Origin of the sequence: Hymenobacter setariae, assembly GCF_007713685.1 — a bacterium.
In the GTDB taxonomy this organism is placed as follows: domain Bacteria; phylum Bacteroidota; class Bacteroidia; order Cytophagales; family Hymenobacteraceae; genus Hymenobacter; species Hymenobacter setariae.
In genome coordinates this window covers 447,321-472,029 of sequence record NZ_VMRJ01000002.1, presented here as the reverse complement: position 1 = coordinate 472,029, position 24,709 = coordinate 447,321, and the positions used below count along the sequence as shown (strand labels likewise).

Here is a 24,709-nt window from a genome sequence, read left to right as displayed (position 1 = left end):
CGGTGGGCAAAGATACCGGACCACCCATTTTGGCTGCACGGCACTGCATTACGGTAGGTTTAACGATGCACAATGACCTAGAAGGTTAATTGGCGTACTACCCCACCCCCGGCCCCTCCCCTCCGGGAGAGGGGAGCCTATCGTCAATTAACGATGGGCAATCGATAGGCTGCTCGTTGCATAGTGTCAACGGCACTTTTTACATTAGGCTCCCCTCTCCCGGAGGGGAGGGGCCGGGGGTGGGGCAACACGAGCGATGAGCATGCTAGCTCAGCAAGACATTTACAAACTGATTTTGACGTCTACTGCCTCCGAATAATTGCGAAATTTCAGCAGCAGCGTGCTGCTTTGGGCATCCCAGGCGTACGTGGCGGATTCAGACGTGCCGCCGCGTGTCACGGCTACTTTGCCTGGCTTGCTAGGCAGCAAGATGCGCATGACATTGTTCGTATTAGCGGGGCTTTTAGTAGAAAACGACACGCTGGTAGGCTGCGCTTTAAAGTCATAGACCCGCGCAGCCGCAGCCAGTACCCTAGGTAGCTTGCGTTCTTTGGGCGACGGCAGCCGGTATAGAAAAGCCTGCTTGGTAGGCGCCACCGACTTGGATGGCAGCACAGGCAGTTCGGGGTCGTATAGGTCTAGCAGGGGGCCCTGAATAACTAGGGGCTCTTGGTTTTCGTTTTCATCCAACACCGCGGCCAGTGTGTAGGGGCCGCGGTCGAGCCGGTAAGAGTTTTTGAATTGCAACTGGCCCGCACGAGCATCGCGCTCATATGCTTGCTGCAGCTGCTTGATAAATGACTGGTCGGCCTGCGGCTGCATAACTAGCTCCTTGGGGTCCGTTTTGGTGACATACACCTTTCCCTTGCCGTAGGCATAGACCCCATCCTGCTGGCTAGCAGGCAGCTGCATAAGCTGTAGCAGATGCGCCAATGGCGTATCGTAGTGGAAGCTGCCAGTGTTCCACCACTCTTTCACCTGCTGAAACGGGTCCGCGTCCTTGCCATAGTATACCAGCACCCCACCGGCTTTCACCCAAGCGGCTAGCTTCTCGTGCACCAGCGCAGAAGTCGGCTTCATGTTGGCGTAAGACACGAGCAGCACTTTGGTTTGCGTCAGGGCTTCGGGGTACCCTAGGTTCTCCATATGCACTAGGTCTACTGGCACGCCGCGCTTGAAGAGCGGCAGCGCCAAGCCGTAGAAATTAGACAGCTGTGGGTCTTCGTAGCCCTTGTGCACCGGAAACCGCTGAAACATCATCGAGTTGCCGAGCAGCACCGCCACGCCCTTGCTGCCGCTGACCTGGGTGGCGGCCTGCGGCATGGTATTGAGGGCGTTTATCATCACTTGCATCTGAGTGGCGTAGGCAGGCGCAATAGGTTGCAGCTCAGTCTTATCGCGCACCGGAAACTTACCTTGGTAGATTCTATTGGGCCACGGCATCACTTCGAAGTGATTGACACTCGGAAACATCAGCTCGGCTGTGAAGGTGGCCTCGTAGTTTTTCTTGTAGTCATCCCAGCTGCGCACGCCATCCTCGATGGGGTCGGTCAGGAAGTAGACCGTTTTCTTAGTGGGCGCGGTCATCGACAGCACCGAGCTGTACTCCAGAAAGGCATTTTCAAAGACCCGCTCTTTCTTCACACCATTGAAGTAATTGGGCACCCGGGCAGTACCAGTCCACACCTGGGCAATGTAGCCGTCCATGCCTGGCAGCGCGGCTAGGCTGGCTTCGGGGCTCACAATTTCCCAGGCCGAGTAATTGAGCAGCGAGTGCGTGGGCACAAAGCATTTCACCCGCTGGCCCTTGCTTTCGCTGTATGTCTTGATATAAGAAAATATCTCCTTCAAAGCTCTGAAATACAGCTGGTACTTGAGCTTTGAAGACAAGTACGTAGCCTCCGGCGACTCGTGCTGCGGCATCCAGGCAAAGTGGTAGTAGTCCTGCCACTCTTTCTTAAAGGTTTCGCTGTAGCCGCCGCGAGCCCAAAACTCAGGTTCCTCTAAGTATATGGCCGTCACCCCGAAGTCGATGGCCCGCTTGACCTGGGTTTTCATGTAGTCGAGGTAATGCTGCGAAGGCACCACGTAGGGCACCGTAGGGCCGTGCATGATGCGCGTGCCATCGCGCTCTAGCTGAACATCTTCTGGGTGCGGCCGGCCATCAAACTTACCCTCGAAGTAAGGCTGGTAATTGCCCCAGGCAATACCCGTCATAAACTGCACATTGTAGCCCTTGCCCTGCCAAGAAGCCGCCCGAGTTGGGAAATCATCGCCAATGCCATAGAGCATCACGATGTCGGACCGCACATCGACGGCGGCGCTCCACGGCTGGTCGATTTGGAAGGACGTGGTTTCGGTTTTAGAGCGTGCTACTTGCGCCGCTGCCGGCTGCCCAAGCAGCCCACCCACGCACCACAACATTAGGTTAAGTTTTCTGAGAAGTATGCAGCGGCTCATTGCTTTACAAATTACTATTAACCCGTTGCCACCCCCTTGCCTAGCAAGTAGCGCGCAACGGTAGCCTAGAGCCGGCAAGGTAAGCTCACTAAGCATTGCCGAGGATTGCTGTAGCTACGCCAACAGATGAATATCGCCTGAACAAAAACAGTTAAATAATACAATTCATATAAATTAAACCTGCTTATCAAGCATCAACAAATTACATTCATTGATTATTGGGGTCTATCATTCGAAGGCGAATAAAACTACCCTATCAACCCAATAGCAAGCTTAAGGTGCCGCCACCTAATTACCACCCAAGTATGACTCTTAGAAAAATTAAATATTATTCATTAAACCTGCATTTTATTGCTTAATTAAATACAATAAATTTGCTAATACCAAACTGTGCCGTTACATCAACGAAATCAGGGATTGGGCTAGCAGATTGTCGTTTGAAACTACTCTTTACCTTCTTGCTGGGATTGCTAGGCCTGCGCAGCCTCGCTCAAACCGGCGTGGCAGTACCTGCTCTCGCGCCCTGCGATGCCACGATGCAGCAGTTTATGCAGCGCTGGAAAGTGCTCGGTGCATCCGTAGCGCTAGCCAAGGATGACAAGCTGGTGTATGAGCGAGCCTTTGGCTACGCCGATGTGGCCCGCACCACGCCCATGCAGCCCTACCACTTGCTACGGGTGGCCAGCCTCTCCAAAACAGTCACCGCACTGGCCATTATGAAGCTGGTGGAGGAAGGCAAAATCAACCTCTCGCACCCCGTATTCGGCCCTCAAGGCTACCTAGGGGCCACCGCGTACACCCAAGAAATTCGGGATGCGCGCCTCTACCGCATCACGGTGCAGCAGCTGCTGGAGCACACTGCTGGCTGGGACCGCAGCGTTGGCTGCGACGGTTACGGTGCCTGCGACCCCGTCGAGTTTCCAACCCACGTAGCGGCTGTGATGGGTGTTGCTAACCCTGTCGGCGATTCGACCCTCATTCGCTATATGCTGCGGCAAGGGCTGAATTTTGAGCCTGGCACCCGGTTCGCCTACTCTAATACCGGCTACCTCGTATTGGGCAAGGTATTGGAAGCGGTGACGCACCAGCCCTACGAAGCCTGGGTGCGCCAGCACGTGCTGCAGCCCAGCGGCGTGCTCGAGGCGCACCTAGGGCGCAACTTACCCGCCGCCCGCCACGAACGCGAAAGCGCCTACCAGAGCGCCTACTGCTTGCCCTCGTGCTACGACCCCGCGCAGCAGGTGCCCGCCGCCAACGGGGGCTACCAAGTAGAGGCCATGAATGCGCACGGCGGCTGGCTGTTTTCGGCCCGCGACCTAGTGCGGCTGGTAGTAGCCACCGATAGCTTGGCATCGCGGGCGCCCTTACTCGCCACCGCCACGCTGCGCAGCATGACCGAGCCTTCGGCCATGAATACCTACTACGCCAAAGGCTGGATGGTGAGTGGTGGCACGTGGTGGCACACTGGCTGCCTCGATGGCTCGGCCAGCCTCCTAATGCGCACGGCCGATGGCTACACTTGGGCCATCCTGCTCAATACCAACAACAGCTCGACACAGTTTTGGCAAGAGCTGACTGCGCTAGGCGGAAAGTGGCGGACTGCCATTAAGAGCTGGCCAACGCACGACCTATTTGCGCCCGAGCAGGCTGCTCATACTGTGCAAGCCAGCGTGCGGTCGGCGAGCCCTACGCACCTTACTTGGGCGGCGGGCTCGGGCACGCACCGGCTGGTGCTGCTCAAAGCCGATAGTCCCAGCACTGCCTTTCCTGTAGACGGAACCACCTACCGCGTGGCCAGCACCCTTGCCGATGGCACGCGCATCGTGGCTATCGAGCGGGGCACCAGCGCCTGGCTACCGCCCCTAGACCCCCAGCACACCTACTACGCCCGCGTAGTAGAGTACCGCCAAGATGCCACAACTGGCCACCACCCTGTGTACACCCTCGAAGGTAGCCCGCCCGTGGTGCTAGGCCCCATTAGCAACGCGCAGCAAATGCTTGCGCTCGATACCAAGCCCACTCGCAACAAGTGGCACCTAGGTAGTGCTCTCGCCAGCTTGTTTTCTAAAGGACCTCGCCCACAGGGGCAGCTAGTAGCACAAGGCCCTTCGACCTCGGAGAACGCTACCCTAGCACAACCGCTACCCTCTAGGGCCACTCTGCCCCGAATGCAAGAGGCTAGCAGGAAGAGCGTTTGGCCTTTTACCAAGCACTAAGTTCTTACGGCTTAGCAACTAGCACCTAGGACCAGTTTCTATCCTAACCCTACTACCCTAGTACTATCGGGCGGGCTCGGCAGCTGGCTTAGCGGGCGCCTCCATATAGGTGCCGCACACTTTGCAGGTACGCAGGTCATCGTTGGCCCAAAAGCGGTCCATGATGGGCGGCAGTTGGGCCACGATATCCGTTATCTCGGCATACTCTTCGTAGAGCTTGTTGCCGCAGTTTTCGCAGTACCACTGAAAGCCATCGAGCTCGCCGGCCGTGCGATAACGCTCTAGCACTAGGCCCACGGTGCCGGCCGGGCGGCGTGGCGAGTGCGGCACACCAGGCGGCAGCAAAAACATGTCGCCGGGCCCAATCACAATATCCACCGGCTTTCCGTCCTCGATGATTTTGACGGTCATCTCGCCTTCGAGCTGCCAAAACAGCTCTTCGCCTTCGTCTACATGGTAGTCTTTGCGGGCATTGGGGCCGCCCACTACCATTACAATAAAGTCTTTGTTGTCTTTAAAAACCTGTTGGTTGCCAACCGGCGGCTTAAGCAGGTGCCGGTGCTCGGCTACCCACTTCTGAAAATTGAAAGGGCGAGAAATCATGAGAGAGGTGAGAAGGTAAAGGAATGATAGGATGGCGACGCGGGCGGCTGGCCTTACGAGGCAGACTCAAGCCGCTTTCCTTGGCGGCACCATACGCAATCATACGTTTGCAGAGCGTAAAGGAAAGGCTCTTTTATCGCTTCTCTTCGTAAGAACGGCTATTCGCCTTCTTACTTCATCACCTACTTCCTCAAGCTCCATGACTCTTTCTTCTTACCGCGCCTTAGTGGGCGGCAGCACCCAAGGCATCGGCCGGGCCATAGCCGAGGCCCTGGCCGAAGCAGGCGCCGTAGTCACGCTTATCGCCCGCAATGAGGCGGCCCTGCGCGCAGTGGCCGCCGCCCTGCCCACGCCCGCTGGCCAAGTGCATGACTTCTTAGTAGCCGACTTTACCCAGCCGTCTCAAGTAGCAGCAGCCGTGTCAGGCTACCTAGGTGCCCACTCCGCGGGCTTTCACATCTTAGTCAATAACACGGGTGGGCCACCCGCCGGGCCGCTGCTAGACGCCACGCCCGCCGATTTTGAGCGCGCTTTTGCCCAACACGTTATCTGCAACCAACTGCTAGCGCAGGCACTAGTACCGGGCATGGCCGCGGCGGGCTACGGGCGCATCATCAACATTATTAGTACTTCCGTTAAAGCTCCCCTACCCGGCCTGGGCGTGAGCAATACTATCCGTGGCGCCGTAGCGAACTGGGCCAAAACTCTGGCTAATGAAGTAGCCAGCCAAGGCATTACGGTAAACAATGTGTTACCGGGGGCCACCGTCACGCAGCGCCACGAGTCGCTTATCGAGAAAAAAATAGCTGAAACCGGCCAACCTAGAGAGCAAGTAGAGGCCGCTATGCTCCGGCAGATTCCGGCGCACCGCTTTGGGCAAGCCAGCGAGCTGGCGGCGGCTGTGGCATTTTTGGCTTCGCCGGCGGCAGGCTACATCACCGGCACCAACCTGCCCGTAGATGGCGGGCGCACGAGCAGCCTGTAACACAAATAACTAACTAACTAGTAACCACCTAGCGCCCGCTCCTGCTACCAGACCACCGGCGGGGGCGGCGGCACATTGGGCCGAGGGCCAGCCGGGAAGAAAGGCGGGACCTGAAAAAACCGCTCGCGGTAGAGCTCAGCAGTCATTTCATCGCCGGGCAATACGTTGTTGACGTACTGCCACCCCTGCCACGTGTTAAGCACAATACAAAAGAGCACGAACCCTCGCACCAGCTTACGGGCGGTAGCCAGTGGGCGCACACTCGCCATAGCTGCCCCCAGTGGCAGCGCCAGCAAGGGGTACAAGCTCACCAGCGGACGCGTGCTAAAGCCCCAGCCGTACCACCACTGCTCCCAGCTAAATGTGATATAAACGACGGTCAGCACCACTACTAGTACCGTGGGCATGGCTGCTGGCACGTAGCGCGGTAGCTGCGGCACACCCCATCCCAAGATGAGCACTACCAGGGGGGTATACACCAGCCAGCCCCGCCGAATGCTGGTAAGCCCATCGATAATATGCGGGTGCACAAAATCGAAATGCTCGCCGGGGTAGTTTTCAACCATCCAGTGCCCGCTCACCATATGCCACCAAATGAACTGCAGACTTATTACTGCCAAGCCCAGCGCAGCTGCTAGGGTTAGTTGCCCCGCGTAGCGCAGCAGCAGCCTAGGCCGCTGCCGCAGAGCGGCCCAGCTAGTAAGCCCCCAGGTAAGCGGGATGAGCACGTAAATAGCTTCGCTAAGACGCGTGAGCGTCACCAGCCCTAGAAACAAGCCCATACCCAGCGCCCAGCGCGACGCTGGCCGCTCGTACCAGCGGGCAGTGCAGTACAGCAGCGAGGCCTGCCACAAGAACAAGACGGCGTGGGCATTAGCTGCCTCGTGAGTGGCATACACAAAATAATTGGTACCTAGGCCGATGCCCGCTAGCGTCCACGCCACTACCCGGTCAGAAAAATAGCGCAGCAGCAGCTTGCGCAGCACCCACAGCCCCAGTATGGCATAGGCCATACCAGCCAGCAAGGCCGCTTCTTGGTAGGGCCAGAAGAATCCGTTGGTGGGCAAGCCTTGCCAGTACGAGTAGGCATGCGCCCCCGCAAACCAAGGCAGCTGGCTGAGCGCTACGCCGGGGGCATACTTGGTTAGAAATTGGCCATTATCGAGCCGGCGGATACCTAGGCGCCCGATATCGTGGTCTTTTTCGGCTAGGCGCTGCTGCACCACTCGCGCCAGCGAATCGGCCCGGCCCGGGTCGTGGTAGATAAATACAGTCGGCAGGTAGGAGAAATACCCACCGGCATCCCAGTCAAATACCTCCAGCGAGTTCCACCGGCTTTTTTGATACACGGCTAGCAGCATCAAGGCCGCTACCAGCCAGAAAACGGTACGTGACTTCATCGAGCAGCAAAAACGTCGCGGCCGGTTTCGCTACCGCCGGCAATCGGGGCCAAATGTAATGGTGGCTGGGCGGCCTAGGTCCGGGGCTGGCCGCGTTGGCGAGCGCCTTACCGCGCGAGCTTCTGGCATTTAGTTTCTAGTTTTGGCTTTCTTCTGCACTGTGCGCAGCCTACCCGCAGGGGGTGGCAGCTAGCCAGCCGGCCGTATCCTTGGTAAAATTCGACACGCTCTCCATCGTCATCCCCGTCTATAACGAGGCGCGCACAATTCACCAGATTCTGGACTTGCTGCGCGGGCTGCAGTTGGTGAATAACATCAGCAAAGAGATTATTCTGGTCGATGACTGTTCGACCGATAACTCGGCCGATGTCATTCAGGCATATGCTATCCGCTACCCCGAGTTGCGCCTGCGTCTGCTGCACCACACCGTAAACCAAGGCAAGGGCGCCGCCCTGCACACCGGCATCCGCGAGGCCACTGGCGACTACGTCATCGTGCAAGATGCCGACCTCGAATACGACCCCGAGGAGTACAATCTACTGTTCAAGCCCATCCTGCGAGGCTTTGCTGATGTGGTGTACGGCTCGCGTTTTATGGGTGGCAACCCGCATCGCATCCTGTTTTTTTGGCACAGCATCGGCAACCAACTGCTCACCTTTCTGTCGAACATGGTCACCGACCTTAACTTGACCGACATGGAAACCTGCTACAAGCTGTTTCGGCGCGACCTCGTGCAGGGCTTGCAACTCGAAGAAAAGCGCTTTGGCTTCGAGCCCGAAGTGACGGTAAAGGTGGCGCGGATACCCGGCGTACGCATCTACGAGGTTGGCATTAGCTACTACGGCCGCACCTATGCTGAAGGCAAAAAAATCGGTTGGCGCGACGGCTTTCGGGCCATTTTCTGCATATTCAAATACGGCCTTTTCAAAAGTTAATCCCCCGCTGTATAATTAGGTTACTGCAAATTGCAGCTATGTAGTTAGCTGACTACACACTTTCATACCTAGTAGCTAGCTAACGACACAGCTACTTAGCCGGCTTTTGGTAAAACAGCTGCTCCTTCTTCGTCACACCCCAGTATTTCAACATCTGCGCGTGTATCTCTGATTGGTGGTATTCGTTGAATGGCAACCAGGTCAGCACATTACAGTAAGTCGACAACTCCACCACTGGCTCGGTGGCTCGCGCTAGCTGGTCGAGCGCCCAGCGCTGGCAATCATTGTTATTATCGGCTAGCTTGGGCCGGGCGTCAGCGCTCATCAGCAGGGCGCTGAATAGGCAGATAACTACAAGGTATAGCGTGTGCCCGCGGCCCCGCAGCCGGAATAGCAGCAGGTAGCTTGACACTCCATAGGCAAAAAACAGCCCTACCAAGATGGGCGAAATAGAATCGTTGCGCAGCAGGTAGGGCCGGTAGGGCCGGTAGCCCCCAAAAGGCAGTAGCAGCAAATAAAAGACAGTGTACACCCCTATCCAGCGCAGAAGCTGTAGCACGCGCTGTCGACCGGGCGTACCCTCGGGCAGGCGGCGCAACAGTTGGGCATTCAGCAGCAGCAGCCCGGTTAATATTGGTAATGCTGGCTGCGCGATGAAGTATTCATACACCCCTGTAGGCAACAGCCGAAACAGCTCACCTAGGGTATGGTCGTGCGAATTTTCAATGTTGTTGCGCCCGATATAAATGGAATACAGGCAAATGAGTGCTAGCACTGCCAGCAGCCCAATGGCTTGGCCCGATAGCCACTGGCTGGCCGACTCCTGTGGATGCGGATAGCGCCAAGTTCGCACTTTTCCCCAAGCCCAATACAAGCCGATGCAGCCCAGCACCACGGCCAAAGCGGCCGTGGCGATGACCCCGTGAAAGCCGATAACTACCATAAGCCCTACCAAGGCCAACTGCGACGCCCACGACAGCCGCAATGGCTGCCGCTGGCACGCCGCCCGGAAGAAAGGCCACAATAGCACTAATACCAGCACCAGCGGGAGCGCGTAAAAGAAAGTATAGGTACTAGATAAATCAAGCAGTCCCAATTGCTGGTAGTAGCCATGCCGCTGAAACAATGGCACCAGCAGCGCCGCCGCCGCCGCCAGCCCCAGCCAGCCCTGCGGCTCACCGCTGGCCCGCCGGATGTAAAACGCCAGCAGGCCCACTAAAGCGGCCTGCACGGCCGCCGTAAATAGCGCATTGGCGGCGTAAAGACTGCTAATTGGGTCGAGCACGGCGTGCAATAGCAGCGGCACATGCCGCCAGTAGTAGTATACCGAGGCATGAGCAAAAAAGCGGTTAGGAGCCGCGTAAACGGCATTTTGCGTGAGCACCGACCAGCCAAAAGGGTCTTTTAGTACTTGGCTGTAAAATGGCGAGGGGAAGGTGACCGCTACCATGTCGCCATCGAGCGGCAGCAGGTAGTTTTGCCAATAGGTAAAAACCAAATCAGCCAGCACGAATACCAGCAGCACGCCGGTGAGATACCGCTTGTTCATCGAGGAAGCAAGGAGGGTGAATGTAGCCCAAGCTGGTATAGCGCTTAGACTGGCCTGAGCGGCTACCTAGGCGGGCGCCCGGGCACCAATTGCCAAAACGACTACTCGACGATGCTCAGCTTGATATCGTCGACCAGCACTTCGCTTTGCGCATCGGCACGCCACAAAAACATGCGTAGATGTTGGTTGGCCGTGATGTTGTCGGGCATTACAAATTCCTTACTAATCGGCACCCACTCGCCGTATTTTTTGACAGCCGTGCGAAAACTGATGCCATCGCCATAAACCTGCTTTTGGTCGCTGGCGTCCATTACCTGGATTCCTAGGTTGCCTGTAGCGTTTGCATCTGGCATGTACGCCCACGCCTCCAGGCGCAGCTTCTTAAACTTACGTGGACTGAGCATACCGAGCGTACTGTTGAACGTAAGGCTATACTCGTGGTCCTTGTTTACTACCATTGCGTACTGCCCCGAGTGCGCCTGCCCCTTGACAATGAGCGTAGGGTCTGAGAGCCACCCGCCTCCGGCTTCAAAATCGTTAAAGGTCACAACCGTAGCTCCATCCGTGGTTTTGACCTCCTTATTATTGGATGAGCAAGCCCCTAGCAACGCCAAGCAAAATAGCAGGGTAATATTTTTCATGTGGTAGTATGGAGTGAAATTCCAGCATTGGCAAAGATAGAAGCCAGTGCTACCAAGCTACCAGCGGCCCTAGCGGCACCTAGAGCCACCGCGGGCGTAGAGTAGCTCCTAGGTGCTACACAACGTTACCTTGCCCTGCAACCCCACTCGGGCTGTTACCTTTGCGAGCGCCAACCCTTGTTTTCGACCCGTGGCCGAATCTGCTGCTGAGTTCTATGCCCATCCCAGCGCCGTGCTCGATGCCGGCTGCCACGTGGGGGCGGGCAGCCGTATCTGGCACTTTTGCCACCTGGCAGCGGGTGCTGTGCTAGGCGAAAATTGTTCATTGGGCCAAAACGTGTTCGTGGCTGACGGCGTGACCCTAGGCCGCAATGTGAAGGTGCAAAACAACGTGAGCCTCTACAGCGGCGTGGTATGCGAAGACGACGTGTTCCTAGGTCCCTCAGTGGTATTTACTAATGTAAAAAACCCGCGCAGCGCTGTGCCGCGCCGGGGCGCTGAGCACTACCTACCCACTTACCTCGAGCGCGGGGCCAGCGTCGGAGCCAATGCCACGCTGGTGTGCGGCGTGCACCTAGGTCGCTACGCCTTTGTAGGAGCCGGCAGTGTGGTCACCCAGGATGTGCCCGCCTTTGCGCTGGTCTACGGCAACCCCGCCCGGCAGCACGGTTGGGTAAGCACCTACGGCCACCGCTTGGCGTTTGACGCGGCTGGCCACGCCACCTGCCCCGAAAGCGGTGAGCAGTACGAACTCAGCCCCGACCAAACGGCTGTGCTGCTACGCAATGAAGTGCCCATCGCCAGCAGTACCAATTCTTGATTCAACATCTATAACTCCTAATTCAATAGACGTGTACGACGAACTCCTCCGCAAAGAAGCCAAGCTGGCCGTTATTGGCCTCGGCTACGTGGGCCTACCCATTGCCCTCGAATTTGCTAAGCAACTCTCAGTTATTGGCTTCGACATCAATGCTGGCCGCGTGGAGATGATGCGCAACCACCAAGACCCAAGCGGTGAGCTGGATAGTGCAGCCTTTGAGGGCTGCGACATCGCGTTTACCGACTCGCTCGACGTGCTGCGCGAGGCTCGCTTTTTTATTGTGGCCGTGCCCACGCCCATCGACGAGCACGCCCAGCCCGACCTTAAGCCGCTACTCGGTGCCTCCAGCTCGGTAGGTAAAGTGCTAAAAAAGGGTGACTATGTAGTATTTGAAAGCACGGTGTACCCGGGCTGCACAGAGGAAGACTGCATTCCGGTGATGGAGCGGCTTTCGGGCCTGAACTTCGCCAACGGCGATTTCAAAGTGGGCTACTCGCCCGAGCGCATCAACCCCGGCGATAAAGAGCACACCCTGCGCCGCATTGTGAAGGTGGTGAGTGGCTGCGACGAGGAGAGCCTTGATACCATTGCCAAAGTCTACGAGCTAGTAGTAGATGCCGGCGTGCATCGCGCTAGCAGCATTCGGGTGGCCGAGGCGGCCAAGATTATCGAGAACACCCAGCGCGACGTGAACATCGCCCTGATGAACGAGCTCTCGATGATTTTTGACCGCATGAGCATCAATACCTACGAGGTACTCGAAGCGGCCGGCACCAAGTGGAACTTCCTCAAATTTAGCCCTGGCCTAGTTGGTGGCCACTGCATCGGCGTTGACCCTTACTACTTGACTTACAAGGCTAAGGAGCTAGGCTACGACGCGAAGGTTATCTTGAGTGGACGCACCACTAACGACAATATGGGTGCATACATCGCCCGCAAAACGGTGCAAATGATGATTAAGCGCGGCAAGGACGTGGCCAAAAGCCGCGTGCTAGTGATGGGTGCCACCTTTAAGGAGAATGTAGAAGACATTCGCAACTCGAAGGTAGCCGATGTGATTCAGGAACTGAAAAACTTCTCCGTCAATGTCGATATCGTGGACCCGCACGCTAGCTCCGACGAACTGCACCACGAGTATGGCTTCCGCCTCACGGCTCCCGAGAAGGTGCGCACCGACTACGATGCCGTCATTGTGGCCGTAAGCCACAAGCCTTACTTGGAAAAGGATGAAGCCTACTTCCAGTCAATCACGGCCGACAACGCCGTGCTAGTCGATATCAAAGGCTTGTATCGCGCCCGGCCAATGCAGGAGCTACATTACTGGAGCCTCTAAGCAGTGCTTAGTAATTGGCACTTAGCGCATAACCGCTAGGCACCGATAGCTAAGACGAAGTACTAGGCACTAACAACTAAGCACCAACTATGACAAAGATTCTAGTTACCGGCGGGGCCGGCTACATTGGCTCGCACGCTGTGGTAGAGCTAGCGCAGGCTGGCTATGAGCCCATTATTGTCGACGACTTCAGCAACTCGAAAGAGTCGGTGCTGGCCGGGCTGCGCGACATTCTGGGCCGCGATGTACCGTGCCACCACATCGACTGCGGTAATGCTGACGCCTTGCGCGAAGTATTTCGCAAGGAAGGCAACATAGAGGGTGTCATTCACTTCGCCGCCTTCAAGGCGGTGGGCGAATCGGTGCAAAAGCCGCTGGCTTACTTCCAAAACAACGTCGGCTCGCTGCTGACATTGATAGAAGTGATGAATGAGGTCGGCGTCGAGAGTCTAGTATTCTCGTCATCGTGCACGGTGTATGGTATACCCGACCAGCTGCCTGTAACCGAAGCCACGCCGACCAAGCCGGCTTCCTCGCCCTACGGCCGCACCAAGCAGATGTGCGAAGACATTGTGCACGATGTATCGGCGGCCCCCGGCAACAAGCTACGCACCATTCTCCTACGCTACTTTAATCCCATCGGCGCACATCCTTCAGCCAAAATTGGCGAGTTGCCCCTAGGGGTGCCTAACAATCTGGTACCGTTTATTACGCAAACGGCGGCTGGCTTGCGTGAGAAGCTGACTATTTTCGGCAACGATTATGACACGCCCGATGGCACCAATATCCGCGATTACATCTACGTCGTGGATTTGGCCAAGGCCCACATTGTAGCAGTGCAGCGCCTGCTCGACCACAAAGCCAGCGAGGCGGTTGAGACCTTCAACGTAGGCACCGGCCATGGCAATACGGTGCTAGAAGTGGTACAGACTTTCGAAAAAGCCAGCGGCCAGAAGCTCAACTATGCTATCGGCCCGCGCCGCACTGGCGATGTGCCCGCCATTTACGCCGATGCTACCAAGGCGGCTGAGGTCCTAGGTTTTAAAACTGAGACGTCGCTCTTCGATGCCCTAGCTAGCGCCTGGAAATGGCAGCAGACGCTTAAGTAAGATAGCTAGCAGCTACTAGCTTATTTTTTGTTATTACTTATTTTCTACTGGCTAATAGCTAGCTCTTTATCAGCTAGCAGCTCCACAAAATGAAAATTCTCATTACCGGCGGGGCCGGCTTCATTGGCTCGCACGTGGTGCGACTGTTTGTCACAAAATACCCCGAATATCAGATTCTTAACCTCGATGCCCTTACCTACGCGGGCAACCTAGAGAATCTGCGTGATATTGAGCAGGCGCCCAACTACCGTTTTATTAAGGGCGACATTGCTGACCAGGCTTTTGTCAATGAGCTATTTGCCAAAGAGGAGCCCGATGCAGTGATTCACCTCGCAGCTGAGAGCCATGTCGACCGCAGCATCACCGACCCACTGGCCTTCGTGCGCACTAACGTTCTAGGTACTGTGTATTTGCTGAGCGCGGCCAAAAACCTGTGGCAGCCCGGCGGCTATGACGGGCACACGTTCTATCATGTTAGCACCGATGAGGTGTATGGCTCGCTAGACTTTGGCCCCGAGATGTTTACCGAGGAAACCAGCTACGACCCGCGCTCGCCCTATTCGGCCTCTAAGGCATCTAGTGACCACTTTGTGCGGGCTTGGCACCACACCTACGGCTTGCCTATTAAGCTGAGCAACTGCTCAAATAATTACGGGCCAAACCATTTTCCCGAGAAACTCATTCCGCTGGCCATCCACCGCCTACGCACCGGCCAGCCGGTACCTGTGTACGGCAAGGGCGAAAACGTGCGCGACTGGCTATTTGTAAAAGACCACGCCACGGCCATCGACGCAGTTTTTCACCGCGGCAAACTCGGTGATACTTACAATATTGGGGGTGTGAACGAGTGGCAGAACCTGAAATTAATTCAGCTGCTGTGCGATGTGGTGGACGAGAAAACGGGTCAGGAAGTAGGTACATCGCGCAAGCTTATCAAATTTGTGACTGACCGCGCTGGTCACGACATGCGCTATGCCATCGACTCCTCAAAAATCATGAACGAGCTCGGCTGGAAACCCAGTGTCACTTTCGAACAAGGTCTAAGCCAGACCGTGGATTGGTACCTAGCCAATCAGGAATGGCTCGACCACGTGACCAGTGGCGCTTACCAAGACTACAACCAAAAGCAATACGCTGACCGTTAGTGGTTAACAATGAGTAATTAATAATGAACAAGACTAGTTGAAGAGAGTCTCTCGACCATTATTAATTGCTCATTGCTCATTGTTAAATTGATTTTTTCGTGTACGATTTTCCCTTCCATAATCAGCCGCTCGACGACACGTCGTTTCTTGTAACGGGCGGAGCAGGCTTTATTGGCTCTAACCTCGTTGAATACCTGCTCAAGTTCGGCGCCAAGAAGGTGCGGGTACTCGACAACTTTTCCAACGGCTTCCGCAAGAACCTGCGTCTATTTAAAGGCAACCCAGCCCTAGAAGTACAGGAGGGTGACATTCGCGACCGCGACGCTTGCGCCCGCGCTTGTGAAGGCATCGACGTGGTACTGCACCAAGCAGCCCTAGGGTCGGTGCCACGCTCTATCAACGACCCGGTCACGACAGACGAAGTAAATGTGGGTGGCTTTGTGAAAATGCTGTACGCCGCTAAAGAAGCTGGCATCAAGCGTTTTGTGTACGCAGCCTCTTCTTCTACCTATGGCGACCACCCCGGCTTGCCCAAAGTAGAAGACCGTATTGGCAAGCCGCTCTCACCCTATGCGGTGACTAAGTACGCTAATGAACTCTACGCCGACGTATTTGCCCGTACCTACGGTATGGAGATTATTGGCCTGCGCTACTTCAACATTTTCGGCCCGCGCCAAGACCCCGGTGGGGCCTACGCGGCAGTAATTCCGCTCTTCATCGACGCCATCTTGCAGGAAAATCCGCCGACGCTCAACGGTGATGGAGGTCAAACTCGCGACTTTACGTTCGTCGAGAATTGCGTGCAGGCCAATATTCGAGCGGCTCTCACCGACAACCCCGAAGCGGTAAACCAGGTGTATAATATTGCCGTGGGCGACCGCACCTCCCTGGTGCAGATGTACGACATCCTGCGCGAAGAAGCCGGCTCGACCCTAGAGCCTAAGTTTGGTCCTAACCGCGCCGGGGATATTCGCGACTCGCTGGCTGACATTAGCAAAGCTGAAACTCGCCTAGGATATGCCCCACAGGTACGCATCCGCGAAGGCCTGAAGCAAACGCTGAGCTGGTTTGGCGCCAATCAAGAATTCATTAAGGAGCGTAATTAATGCAGTAATAGTTTGACTTTTAGCACTAAATCTCAAGCTATTACTTCTTACTACAACCACAAGTACTCAGAGGTTAATCTGCTATCATAATTGTATGAAAGGTATCATTCTAGCCGGCGGCTCCGGCACTCGCTTGCACCCCCTCACGCTGGCCGTGTCGAAACAGCTCATGCCTGTGTATGACAAGCCGATGGTGTACTACCCGCTATCGCTACTCATGATGGCCGGCATTCGGGATATTCTTATTATCACCACACCCCACGACCAGACGCAGTTTAAAAAACTCTTAGGCGACGGCCAGAACCTAGGCTGCAACTTTCAGTACGTAGTGCAGGAGTTGCCCAATGGACTTGCTCAAGCGTTTGTGCTCGGGGCCGATTTTATTGGTCAGGATAAGGTAGCCCTGGTGCTGGGCGATAATATCTTTCATGGCGAAGGCCTAGAAGCCCTCCTAAAGGCTAATAATGACCCCGAAGGTGGAGTGGTCTATGCCTACCACGTGCACGACCCCGAGCGCTACGGCGTAGTCGAGTTTGATGATAATAAAGTGGCGCTCAGTATTGAGGAAAAGCCCACGCACCCCAAGAGCAACTATGCTGTGCCAGGCTTGTATTTCTACGACAACGATGTGGTAGAGATTGCGAAAAACCTGGAGCCTAGCCCCCGTGGCGAGTACGAAATCACAGACGTAAACCGCGAGTACCTGCGCCGGGGCAAGCTTAAAGTGGGCATCCTAGGCCGGGGCACGGCGTGGCTTGACACTGGTACCTTCGAGAGCCTGATGCAGGCCGGCGAGTTTGTGCGCGTGCTCGAGCAGCGCCAGGGACTGAAAGTCGGTTCTATTGAAGAAGCTGCTTATCGCCAAGGCTTTATCGACGCCGACCAACTGCGCAAAATCGCCGAGCCGCTGCGCAAGAGCGGCTATGGCGACTACCTATTGCACTTGCCCGAGCAGTTGGTTATTGGAGAATAACTAGCACTACCTAGGCTGTAGATTCACTGGATTTTGCAGCTACAAAAGGCCACCCAATTGGGTGGCCTTTTGTATAAAGTGCACTATTGGTTTAGCACCAGCCTAAAGGTTGTTCCCTTGCCCACTTCGCTCCACTTCACGAAAAGACGGCCTTGATGATAGTTCTCAATGATGCGGCGAGCCAGTGCCAGCCCTAGGCCCCAGCCACGCTTTTTGGTGGTGTAGCCGGGCAGAAATACGCTTTCTAGCTTATTCTTAGGAATGCCCTTGCCGGTATCGGTAATGTCGATAGCTACTTGCGGGGGCGATGGCCGCCGCGTCCACCAGCGGCGTCGGGGGCGCACGCGGCGCAGGCGCAGCGTGATACTACCCCGGCCATCCATGGCATCTACCGCATTCTTACAGATATTTTCGACGACCCAGTCGAATAGCGGTACGTTGAGGCAAGCGGGTGTATCGAGCGGCAAGTCAGTTTCGATGCTGAACTTGACTTTGCGCGACACCCGGGCTTCTAGGTAGGCAATAGCATTGCGCGTGGTTAAGTACAGGTTTTCGGCCTTGAGCACCGGCACCGAGCCGATATTGCTAAAGCGCTCCGTAATGATTTCCAGCCGCTTAATATCCTTACCCAGCTCCTCCACGATGGGCTCGTCTCGGAAGCGCTCCGACTCGCGCAAATAACTCTGCCAACCCACCAGGCTGCTCAGCGGCGTGCCGAGTTGGTGCGCAGTTTCCTTAGCTAAGCCTACCCACACGCGGTTTTGCTCGGCCCGGCGCGAGTAGCTAAAGCTGAGGTAAGCCAGCATAGCCAGCGAGGCAATAACCGCCAACTGCACCCTAGGGTAGGTGCGCAGCTGGCTCAGCGAGGCCGAGTCTTGGTAGAAGATATAATTGTGGGTGTTGCCTGGCAGCTCTATCGGAATTGGCGGATGCCGTTGCTGCATTTTCTGCAATATCTGCTTTACCTGCCGCAGCGAATCGGGCATCGTGATGTTTTTCCCTAACCCTAAGTTGCGCGTATCAATAATATTTTCTCCGTCGGTCAGAATTACGGGAATGGTTGTGTTGGCATCAATTATTTGGTCTTGCAGAAAAGGCAGGCTATATGTTTCCTCTGTGCTAATCATATAGCGCAGCGTTTTGGCATAAAGGTCTATCTGGCGCTGCTCCTGCTCAGACAGCCTGCGCACTAACGCGTTTGTGTACAGCATAGTAGCTACCCCAATGAGCAGCGCCAGCACGAGCACCAGTAGCTTAATTCGAGATTTCTGGTCGTAAAGAGGAATCAGCATACAGCCACAAAGGTCGGGGGCAGGGCAAAGTTTCGATAGCTAAGCGCCTAATCTACTATTTAGAACTATTCCAAGTTACAATAATTAAGCTGCTATCGCAGCTTTTATATCAATCCGCTCGAACCAGGTAGTTCGTATCGCTGTTTCTAAAGCTATTATTTATACTGTAATTTTGCAGGCCGGCCTTGGGCCGTCCCGTGCTATGTCTCATTCTTTTAAAGCGGTTAGTCTATCTTTTAAGAAAGCGCCGCTCGCTATCCGCGAGCTGTTAGCCCTGGACGAGCCCGCGTGTCGCCGCTTCCTACAGCAGCTACACACCGACCTGCACCTCAGCGACTTGCTAGTACTAAGCACTTGCAATCGCACCGAGGTCTATTATGCCCACGACGACGACCAATCGGCCGCTATCATTCAAGCCCTCGGCCAGCTCAAGCACCGGGCCGATATTGGCAATTTTGCGCCTTATTTCGACCGCTATAACGAAGCCGAAACGGCCACGCGTCACCTATTCGAGGTAGCTATCGGGCTCGATGCGCAGGTGGTAGGTGACTTGCAGATTATCAACCAGGTGAAGCTGGCCTACCAATGGGCCGCCGACGCTGATGTAGCTGGCCCCTTCTTACACCGCCTGCTGCACACTATCTTCTTCACCAACAAGCGTGTACAGCAAGAAACCAGCTTCCGCGACGGAGCCGCTAGCATGAGCTACGCTGCGCTAGAGCTAGTAGAAGAGCTCACGGCCGACGTAGCTAGCCCTAGGGTGCTGGTAGTAGGCTTGGGCGAGATTGGCTCGGACGTATGTCGTCACTTGGCCGACAGCAAGTCGTTTGCCAGCGTAACGCTGTGCAACCGCACCCGCGCCCGCGCCGAAGAGCTTGCCGCCGAGTTTGCGCCCGGCCGCCTGCAAGTTGTTGACTTCGAAGAGTTGACTTCTGCCCTGCGCGAAGCCGACGTTATCATTTCTTCCATCAACCGTGCCGAGCCCTTCTTTACCCGCGAGTTGGTGGCGCATCTTGATGTCCTGAGCTATAAGTTTTTCATCGACCTCTCGGTACCGCGCTCGGTAGCTGCCGATGTAGAGCAGGTGCCGGGTGTACTCGTATACAATGTCGATGCCATCGAAAGCAAAGCCTCGGCTGCGCTAGAGCAGCGCCTAGCCGCTGTGCCGCAAGTGCGCAGCCTCATAGATAGCAGCCTAGTTGACTTTGCCGATTGGAGCCGCGAGATGTTGGTGTCGCCTCTCATCCAGCGCATGAAAGCTGGCTTAGAGCAACTGCGCCAGCAAGAGCTAGACCGCTTCCAGAAAAAAGCTACGCCTGCCGAAGTAAAGCTGCTCGACGAAGCCACGCGCGCCTTTATGCAGAAAGTGCTGAAGCAGCACGTGCTTCAATTGAAAGCCGCTTGCCGACGCGACGAAGTTGAACAACTGCTGCCGTTGCTCACTAGCATTTTCGACTTAGAAGGCCAGTCAGTACCAGCTTAGAAGCTGCGCCGCTACTACCCTAAAATTGAAAAGGGCCGCTTGCACAAGCGGCCCTTTTTTTCAGGTTTCTGGGGTAGCTATTGCAGCTATCTAGCCAGAAGCGTTTTCATAGCGAGTAGTGAGCAAACTGCTCACTGGATAGATTGCGCTAGATGCGCGCGGAGTAATCCTCCAGGGTATCAATCACTTTCATTAACTGAGGTACCGCTAGTGCGTAGTAAATTTTGGTACCTATTTTGTTCGATTTCAGCACACCACGGTCTTTGAGGGTAATGAGGTGCTGCGAGGCAATGGCTTGAGGTAAGTCCAACGCCTGATAGATTTCGGTAACGGACATCTGCTGGTCTTTGCTGCCCTTGAGCTTACCCAGGAGGTCGACAATTGCCAGACGCTTGGGGTGAGACAGAACTTTCAGCATAGCGGCAGCGCGGTCCAGTTGTTGCGTTTCGACACGCGAATGCAGTGGTTTCATTGAAGAATATAGAGATGGGGAAATTGCGTATCTGTACTACGCTTGGGTAAGAAAATTAGTTCTTAAATACTTAATGCTTTAATTTATACATTGTTAATCAATCAGCTATATTCCAGTAAAGTAGACTTAACAATTTTAATACAGATAGGTTTTCAAATAAAATATTTAGCAATTTTTTCTGGCAATAATACCGTGTTCTCTTCATCGCCGGCAAGCATTTATGCAGTGCAAGCTTGATGAGTAGCGCTAGGTTAACAGGCCCTAGGCCGGCTACCAGGAGCTGGCTCGGCCAGAGCCAACTGGCAAGGTGCCAAGCGCGTATCGGCGGTATTGCTTCTTTTCACTTGAACCACGCAGTAGATGGAAATACCACCTTTCTTGCACCGTGAGGTGCTGGGTAATGAGTTATTAGATTATGTTTTTGCCCTCTTAATATTTGGTTTAGGAGCTGGCCTAAATCGATTGCTAACGCGGCTGCTAAGCCGCATTTTATTTCGGCTTACCAAGCGCTATACCGCCGGCATCACCGAACAAGAGCTACACGACTTATTTATCCAACCACTTAGCACCCTACTCTTCCTCTGCACTATTTATCTATCTTTCAGTGTTTTGCGCTATCCCCTGCCGCCTACGGCCGTGAAGGGGGTAGAGCCTTGGCCTAAGGTTGCTCTCCTTAACTTATTTCACCTAGGAGTTATTGTGACCATTGTGTGGGTAGTGCTACGTGTGGTCGATTTTGCCCTGCTGATGTTGCAGCGGCGTGCCGAACTTACGGCTACGCCGAGCTCGCAACGGCTCGACAATCAATTTCTGCCGTTTGCAAAGGACTTGCTTAAGGTTTTTGTGCTGCTTATCGGGCTCATGGTGATACTGGGCCGCGTGTTTGGGGTCAATGTAGTAGGTTTTGTGGGTACGCTGGGTATTGGGGGGCTGGCCGTGGCATTTGCAGCTAAGGAAAGTATCGAAAACCTGCTAGCCTCATTTACCATCTTCCTCGACCAGCCGTTTGGGGTGGGCGACCTAGTATCGGCCGGCGATGTGAGCGGTACGGTCGAGAAAATTGGCTTTCGTAGCACTCGCTTGCGCACAGCCGAAAAAAGCTTCCTGACCGTGCCTAACAAGAGCATGATTGACAAGCCCCTAGACAATCTTAGCCTGCGCACCTCGCGCCGGGTCGGCTTTACGCTTGTCTTCGACCAAAAAACGACCAGCACGCAGCTGCACGCTATCATCGAAGGAGCCGTAGCGGCTATCCAGCAGCACCCCCTGATTTTGCCCGATGTGCAAATGAAGTTTAATGCCCTTACCCCCAGTGGCAAGGAAGTTACGGTGCAGTACTTCGTAGAAACTACCAACTACGACGAGTACCTCGATACCAAGGAAGACCTCAACTATCGCATTGTGGAAGTAGTGGAGAAAGAAGGTGGCATTTTTGCCACTACCAGCACTACTACCAGTGTAAAGAGTAGCTAGGCTCAACGCTCTATACCTAAAAAGCGCGGCTGCCTTCCCCTTGGAAAGCAGCCGCGCTTTTTAGGTATAGAGCGTTGAGGAACTATCGACCGAACAGGCCGCCGAGCAGGCTGCCCATGCCACTGCCCAAGATGCCCCCGCCGCCTGCGCTGCGCGGCTGCGAGTTGGGCTGGCCACCTAGGCCACCTAGCACCGACATAATAGAGCCCAAGCCGCCGCTGCCCATAGAGCCCTGCTGCGGATAAGCCGAAGCAGCATTGCTGCCGCCGCCAAGCACCCCGCTAAGCAAGCCGCCGCCTAGTAGGCCACCGAGCAAGCCGCCCATAGAGCTGCCGCCACCTTGCCCACCGCCCAACAGGCCACCTAGCATACCGCCCATGTTGCCGCTGGGCTGGCCCTGGCTTTGGCCGCCGCCCATCACTTTCGAAATAACCATCGGCGCTACCACGCCTAGCAGGCCAGCCATTAGCGCACCCTTCGGAATGCCTACGTTGCTGAGCTTGTCGCCTAGGCCGCTCAAGAAGCCTTGCTTGTTGGGGTCCTCAGCGCTGTGCGGCACGTTGGCGGCTTGGTCAACTACATTTTCGAGCGTGGCCTTCTGCTCGGCATTCACACCTAGGTAGCTGGCCATTTTGCTTACCATGGCCTCTTCCTCGTTGGAGTAGGCACCATCGGCGCGGGCAAAACTGATGAGGTCGGTGATGAGCGAAAAGCGAAGGTCGCTGCCTTTGAGGGCGTCGAGGTTCTGCTGGATAGTTTCGTTACTTGAGCTTTGAGCAGCCTGCAGCACTTGCTGAGCCGCGCCTTGCGACAAGCCAGCTTGCTGCGTGAGGCGCTGCAAAAACTCCGCTTCGGGAGCCGAGGCTTGGCGGTCGGCAGTGGCAAGGGCCGCAATGGCACTGAGATAAGCCGTTTTTTCGGCCTCTGAATAATTCTGGAGCAGTTGGGTTTCCATGAGAAAGAAGAAAAGTGTGTGAAAAAACAGCCTTAGCACTGAGGCATTCGGCACTTCCCTAACGGCGGCGCCTAGTTTGCGTTACAAAGAGTCGCTAAAGCTTATTTCTAGCTGAAAATTTTTGTCCTTGAGCCTGAAAAGCTTATCCCTTTTAGGCCTCTGCCAGCCCCCCTTTTAGGCATTTTTTTAGCGGCGAGTTTTGCCATTCCAAAAAATCCTCCCATCTTTGTACTCCCAAACGGCCACAGCCACTCGGGGAAAAGGGAGATTAGCTCAGCTGGTTCAGAGCATCTGCCTTACAAGCAGAGGGTCACTGGTTCGAACCCAGTATCTCCCACACCAAAAACACCCACTCAGATTTTAATCCGAGTGGGTGTTTTGCTTTTAACCCCTTGCTAAGTCGCCGAATGCGGTGAGACGAGACCTTCGCTACGAGCTGAGGTGGTCGGCCATTCACCCGTAGGCGAATGGCCGACCAGTAAGCTTAGCGGAATAGCAACGAGGCAATGCCTAGGGTGACGAATATGTTAAAGGTCTGGGCTGCCAGGAAGGCGTAGAGTGGTCGCTTATTCTCTTGCTTAAACAAGTCACTGAAATTGGTTTCGAGCCCGATGCTGGTAAAGGCCAGCGCAAACCACAGCCCTTGGGCGCTTTTCAGACCACCTTTCACGGCTTCTGTAGTCGCGGGCGCGAGCACAAACGAAAACAGCAGTGAGGCTGCCACAAAACCGAGTACGAACTTGGGAAACCGCTCCCAGATGATGGCCAGCGTGGGCTTTTGCTCGGCGTCTTGGGCAGCGGGGTGATTAGTGTAGGTCCAGTAGAGCGAAATGGCGAAAGCGGCCACACCTAGGAGCACGTTTTGTGAAAATTTAACGATGGTGCTGATTTTCAAAGCAGTTTCGCCTACCAGCGTGCCCGAGGCTACTACTGCGCCGGTAGTGTCGATGCTGCCGCCGAGCCAAGCGCCAGTTACTTCTTGCGAGAGGCCCAGCCAGCGAGCAGCGTAGGGCATCACAATCATCATGGGGATGGCCGTGATGAGCACCAGCGAAATGACGTAGGACAGCTTCTTAGCGTCGCCTTTGATGGCGCCCGACGTGGCAATGGCCGCCGACACGCCGCAGATGGATACGCCGCTGGCTATCATCATCGTCAGCTCATCGTCGACCTTCAGCTTGCGGCAAAGCCAGAAGGCGAAGTACCACACCGATAGCACCACTACTAACGCCTGCACTAGACCTAGGGAACCCGCCTTGAGGATATCGGTGAAAATGACGCTGGTGCCCAGCAGCACCAACCCAATTTTTACGAATAGCTCGGTGGTGAGTGTGGCCCGCAGCCAGTCGGGCAGCCCAAACACATTGCTAACCAGCAAACCAATGAGTAGACTAAAAATCACCGCCTCTAGCCCGAAGCCCCGCGCCTGCGCACTGCCTGCCACCACCAGCGCTACTAGCGTGAGCCCATACACGAGCGGAAAGCCTAGGGCAAAATTGCGCACCGACTTGCCCGTGAGCCAGGCCCCGATGCCTGCCACCGCCGCTAGGTACACAAACTGGGTCAGAATAAGCCGCAGGTTGCTGACGCTAAGAACTTTACCAGTTAGCTCGGCCGTATTGAGCCAGTTGAATACTGGGGCCACGAACGGCACACCGAGCAGCGATAAGGCGATGAGCAGCGCCCCTAGCACCACAACTACCCAATCTTCGTGGAGGGTAAATGCGCGCTTGACCAGAATGGGAGAAACAGTTGACAT

Annotated in this window: 20 protein-coding genes and 1 tRNA gene; 12 read left to right on the top strand and 9 right to left on the bottom strand. The window is 55.5% G+C overall.

From position 1 onward, the window contains the following. Positions 1 to 282: 282 nt before the first annotated feature. A complete protein-coding gene (locus FNT36_RS08415; RefSeq protein ID WP_233635787.1) occupies positions 283 to 2,424 on the bottom strand; it encodes a type 1 glutamine amidotransferase family protein in 2,142 nt (713 codons plus the stop codon). A 473-nt stretch (positions 2,425 to 2,897) separates the two neighbouring features. On the opposite strand from FNT36_RS08415, the gene FNT36_RS08410 reads away from it, so the two are divergent. Continuing rightward, positions 2,898 to 4,676 (top strand): serine hydrolase domain-containing protein, encoded by a 1,779-nt coding sequence (locus tag FNT36_RS08410; RefSeq protein WP_144846358.1) that lies wholly within the window; start codon positions 2,898 to 2,900, stop codon positions 4,674 to 4,676. A gap of 63 nt (positions 4,677 to 4,739) precedes the next feature. Here FNT36_RS08410 and FNT36_RS08405 read toward each other — a convergent pair whose 3' ends face one another. Next, a complete protein-coding gene (locus tag FNT36_RS08405) occupies positions 4,740 to 5,279 on the bottom strand; it encodes a 3-hydroxyanthranilate 3,4-dioxygenase (RefSeq protein WP_144846356.1) in 540 nt (179 codons plus the stop codon). A gap of 199 nt (positions 5,280 to 5,478) precedes the next feature. Here FNT36_RS08405 and FNT36_RS08400 point away from each other — a divergent pair, with 199 nt between their 5' ends. Beyond that, on the top strand, positions 5,479 to 6,264 hold the full coding sequence (locus tag FNT36_RS08400; protein ID WP_144846354.1) for an SDR family oxidoreductase: 786 nt from the start codon (positions 5,479 to 5,481) through the stop codon (positions 6,262 to 6,264). Positions 6,265 to 6,308: 44 nt separating this feature from the next. Here FNT36_RS08400 and FNT36_RS08395 read toward each other — a convergent pair whose 3' ends face one another. Then, positions 6,309 to 7,664 carry a hypothetical protein gene (locus tag FNT36_RS08395; RefSeq protein WP_144846352.1) on the bottom strand — a complete coding sequence of 452 codons (1,356 nt, stop codon included), beginning with the start codon at positions 7,662 to 7,664 and terminating at the stop codon, positions 6,309 to 6,311. Positions 7,665 to 7,873: 209 nt separating this feature from the next. Here FNT36_RS08395 and FNT36_RS08390 point away from each other — a divergent pair, with 209 nt between their 5' ends. Further along, a complete protein-coding gene (locus FNT36_RS08390; protein ID WP_144846350.1) occupies positions 7,874 to 8,599 on the top strand; it encodes a glycosyltransferase family 2 protein in 726 nt (241 codons plus the stop codon). A 91-nt stretch (positions 8,600 to 8,690) separates the two neighbouring features. Here FNT36_RS08390 and FNT36_RS08385 read toward each other — a convergent pair whose 3' ends face one another. After that, positions 8,691 to 10,148, bottom strand: coding sequence for a hypothetical protein (locus FNT36_RS08385; protein ID WP_144846348.1), 1,458 nt, complete (start codon positions 10,146 to 10,148; stop codon positions 8,691 to 8,693). Between the two features lie 101 nt (positions 10,149 to 10,249). Then, positions 10,250 to 10,789, bottom strand: a complete 540-nt coding sequence (locus FNT36_RS08380; RefSeq protein ID WP_144846346.1) for a carbohydrate binding domain-containing protein — start codon at positions 10,787 to 10,789, stop codon at positions 10,250 to 10,252. A gap of 190 nt (positions 10,790 to 10,979) precedes the next feature. Here FNT36_RS08380 and FNT36_RS08375 point away from each other — a divergent pair, with 190 nt between their 5' ends. The 6 genes from FNT36_RS08375 to rfbA all read left to right on the top strand — a co-directional run bounded on the left by FNT36_RS08375 (position 10,980) and on the right by rfbA (position 17,275). Continuing rightward, positions 10,980 to 11,609, top strand: coding sequence for an acyltransferase (locus tag FNT36_RS08375; RefSeq protein ID WP_144846344.1), 630 nt, complete (start codon positions 10,980 to 10,982; stop codon positions 11,607 to 11,609). 31 nt (positions 11,610 to 11,640) lie between these two features. Then, on the top strand, positions 11,641 to 12,942 hold the full coding sequence (locus FNT36_RS08370) for a nucleotide sugar dehydrogenase (RefSeq protein WP_144846342.1): 1,302 nt from the start codon (positions 11,641 to 11,643) through the stop codon (positions 12,940 to 12,942). Positions 12,943 to 13,031: 89 nt separating this feature from the next. Next, positions 13,032 to 14,051: a UDP-glucose 4-epimerase GalE gene (galE, locus tag FNT36_RS08365; protein WP_144846340.1), complete on the top strand. Its 1,020-nt coding sequence runs from the start codon at positions 13,032 to 13,034 to the stop codon at positions 14,049 to 14,051. An 89-nt stretch (positions 14,052 to 14,140) separates the two neighbouring features. Then, complete coding sequence (rfbB, locus tag FNT36_RS08360; protein ID WP_144846338.1) at positions 14,141 to 15,196, top strand: dTDP-glucose 4,6-dehydratase; 1,056 nt, start codon at positions 14,141 to 14,143, stop codon at positions 15,194 to 15,196. Positions 15,197 to 15,294: 98 nt separating this feature from the next. After that, positions 15,295 to 16,302 carry an SDR family oxidoreductase gene (locus FNT36_RS08355; protein WP_144846336.1) on the top strand — a complete coding sequence of 336 codons (1,008 nt, stop codon included), beginning with the start codon at positions 15,295 to 15,297 and terminating at the stop codon, positions 16,300 to 16,302. Positions 16,303 to 16,396: 94 nt separating this feature from the next. Beyond that, on the top strand, positions 16,397 to 17,275 hold the full coding sequence (gene rfbA, locus FNT36_RS08350; RefSeq protein WP_144846334.1) for a glucose-1-phosphate thymidylyltransferase RfbA: 879 nt from the start codon (positions 16,397 to 16,399) through the stop codon (positions 17,273 to 17,275). Positions 17,276 to 17,358: 83 nt separating this feature from the next. Here rfbA and FNT36_RS08345 read toward each other — a convergent pair whose 3' ends face one another. Then, positions 17,359 to 18,567 (bottom strand): ATP-binding protein, encoded by a 1,209-nt coding sequence (locus FNT36_RS08345; RefSeq protein ID WP_144846332.1) that lies wholly within the window; start codon positions 18,565 to 18,567, stop codon positions 17,359 to 17,361. 202 nt (positions 18,568 to 18,769) lie between these two features. On the opposite strand from FNT36_RS08345, the gene hemA reads away from it, so the two are divergent. Beyond that, positions 18,770 to 20,050, top strand: coding sequence for a glutamyl-tRNA reductase (gene hemA / locus FNT36_RS08340; RefSeq protein ID WP_144846330.1), 1,281 nt, complete (start codon positions 18,770 to 18,772; stop codon positions 20,048 to 20,050). A gap of 148 nt (positions 20,051 to 20,198) precedes the next feature. Here hemA and FNT36_RS08335 read toward each other — a convergent pair whose 3' ends face one another. Continuing rightward, entirely contained in the window at positions 20,199 to 20,522 is a 324-nt protein-coding gene (locus FNT36_RS08335) for an ArsR/SmtB family transcription factor (RefSeq protein ID WP_144846328.1), read from the bottom strand. 609 nt (positions 20,523 to 21,131) lie between these two features. On the opposite strand from FNT36_RS08335, the gene FNT36_RS08330 reads away from it, so the two are divergent. Next, complete coding sequence (locus FNT36_RS08330) at positions 21,132 to 21,995, top strand: mechanosensitive ion channel family protein (protein WP_233635785.1); 864 nt, start codon at positions 21,132 to 21,134, stop codon at positions 21,993 to 21,995. Positions 21,996 to 22,077: 82 nt separating this feature from the next. Here the strand turns inward: FNT36_RS08330 and FNT36_RS08325 are convergent, their stop codons facing one another. Further along, positions 22,078 to 22,950, bottom strand: coding sequence for a TerB family tellurite resistance protein (locus FNT36_RS08325; RefSeq protein WP_144846323.1), 873 nt, complete (start codon positions 22,948 to 22,950; stop codon positions 22,078 to 22,080). A gap of 262 nt (positions 22,951 to 23,212) precedes the next feature. Here FNT36_RS08325 and FNT36_RS08320 point away from each other — a divergent pair. Next, positions 23,213 to 23,287, top strand: a tRNA-Val gene (locus FNT36_RS08320). 147 nt (positions 23,288 to 23,434) lie between these two features. Here the strand turns inward: FNT36_RS08320 and FNT36_RS08315 are convergent. Continuing rightward, positions 23,435 to 24,709: a YeiH family protein gene (locus FNT36_RS08315; protein WP_144846321.1), complete on the bottom strand. Its 1,275-nt coding sequence runs from the start codon at positions 24,707 to 24,709 to the stop codon at positions 23,435 to 23,437.

Bases quoted from the DNA above. Each gene is read 5' to 3' on its own strand.
- FNT36_RS08415 (WP_233635787.1), bottom strand. From the start codon at position 2,424: ATGTTGTGGTGCGTGGGTGGGCTGCTTGGGCAGCCGGCAGCGGCGCAA.
- FNT36_RS08405 (WP_144846356.1), bottom strand. From the start codon at position 5,279: ATGATTTCTCGCCCTTTCAATTTTCAGAAGTGGGTAGCCGAGCACCGG.
- FNT36_RS08400 (WP_144846354.1), top strand. From the start codon at position 5,479: ATGACTCTTTCTTCTTACCGCGCCTTAGTGGGCGGCAGCACCCAAGGC.
- FNT36_RS08395 (WP_144846352.1), bottom strand. From the start codon at position 7,664: ATGAAGTCACGTACCGTTTTCTGGCTGGTAGCGGCCTTGATGCTGCTA.
- FNT36_RS08385 (WP_144846348.1), bottom strand. From the start codon at position 10,148: ATGAACAAGCGGTATCTCACCGGCGTGCTGCTGGTATTCGTGCTGGCT.
- FNT36_RS08380 (WP_144846346.1), bottom strand. From the start codon at position 10,789: ATGAAAAATATTACCCTGCTATTTTGCTTGGCGTTGCTAGGGGCTTGC.
- galE (WP_144846340.1), top strand. From the start codon at position 13,032: ATGACAAAGATTCTAGTTACCGGCGGGGCCGGCTACATTGGCTCGCAC.
- rfbB (WP_144846338.1), top strand. From the start codon at position 14,141: ATGAAAATTCTCATTACCGGCGGGGCCGGCTTCATTGGCTCGCACGTG.
- rfbA (WP_144846334.1), top strand. From the start codon at position 16,397: ATGAAAGGTATCATTCTAGCCGGCGGCTCCGGCACTCGCTTGCACCCC.
- FNT36_RS08345 (WP_144846332.1), bottom strand. From the start codon at position 18,567: ATGCTGATTCCTCTTTACGACCAGAAATCTCGAATTAAGCTACTGGTG.
- hemA (WP_144846330.1), top strand. From the start codon at position 18,770: ATGTCTCATTCTTTTAAAGCGGTTAGTCTATCTTTTAAGAAAGCGCCG.
- FNT36_RS08335 (WP_144846328.1), bottom strand. From the start codon at position 20,522: ATGAAACCACTGCATTCGCGTGTCGAAACGCAACAACTGGACCGCGCT.
- FNT36_RS08325 (WP_144846323.1), bottom strand. From the start codon at position 22,950: ATGGAAACCCAACTGCTCCAGAATTATTCAGAGGCCGAAAAAACGGCT.
- FNT36_RS08315 (WP_144846321.1), bottom strand. From the start codon at position 24,709: ATGTCAACTGTTTCTCCCATTCTGGTCAAGCGCGCATTTACCCTCCAC.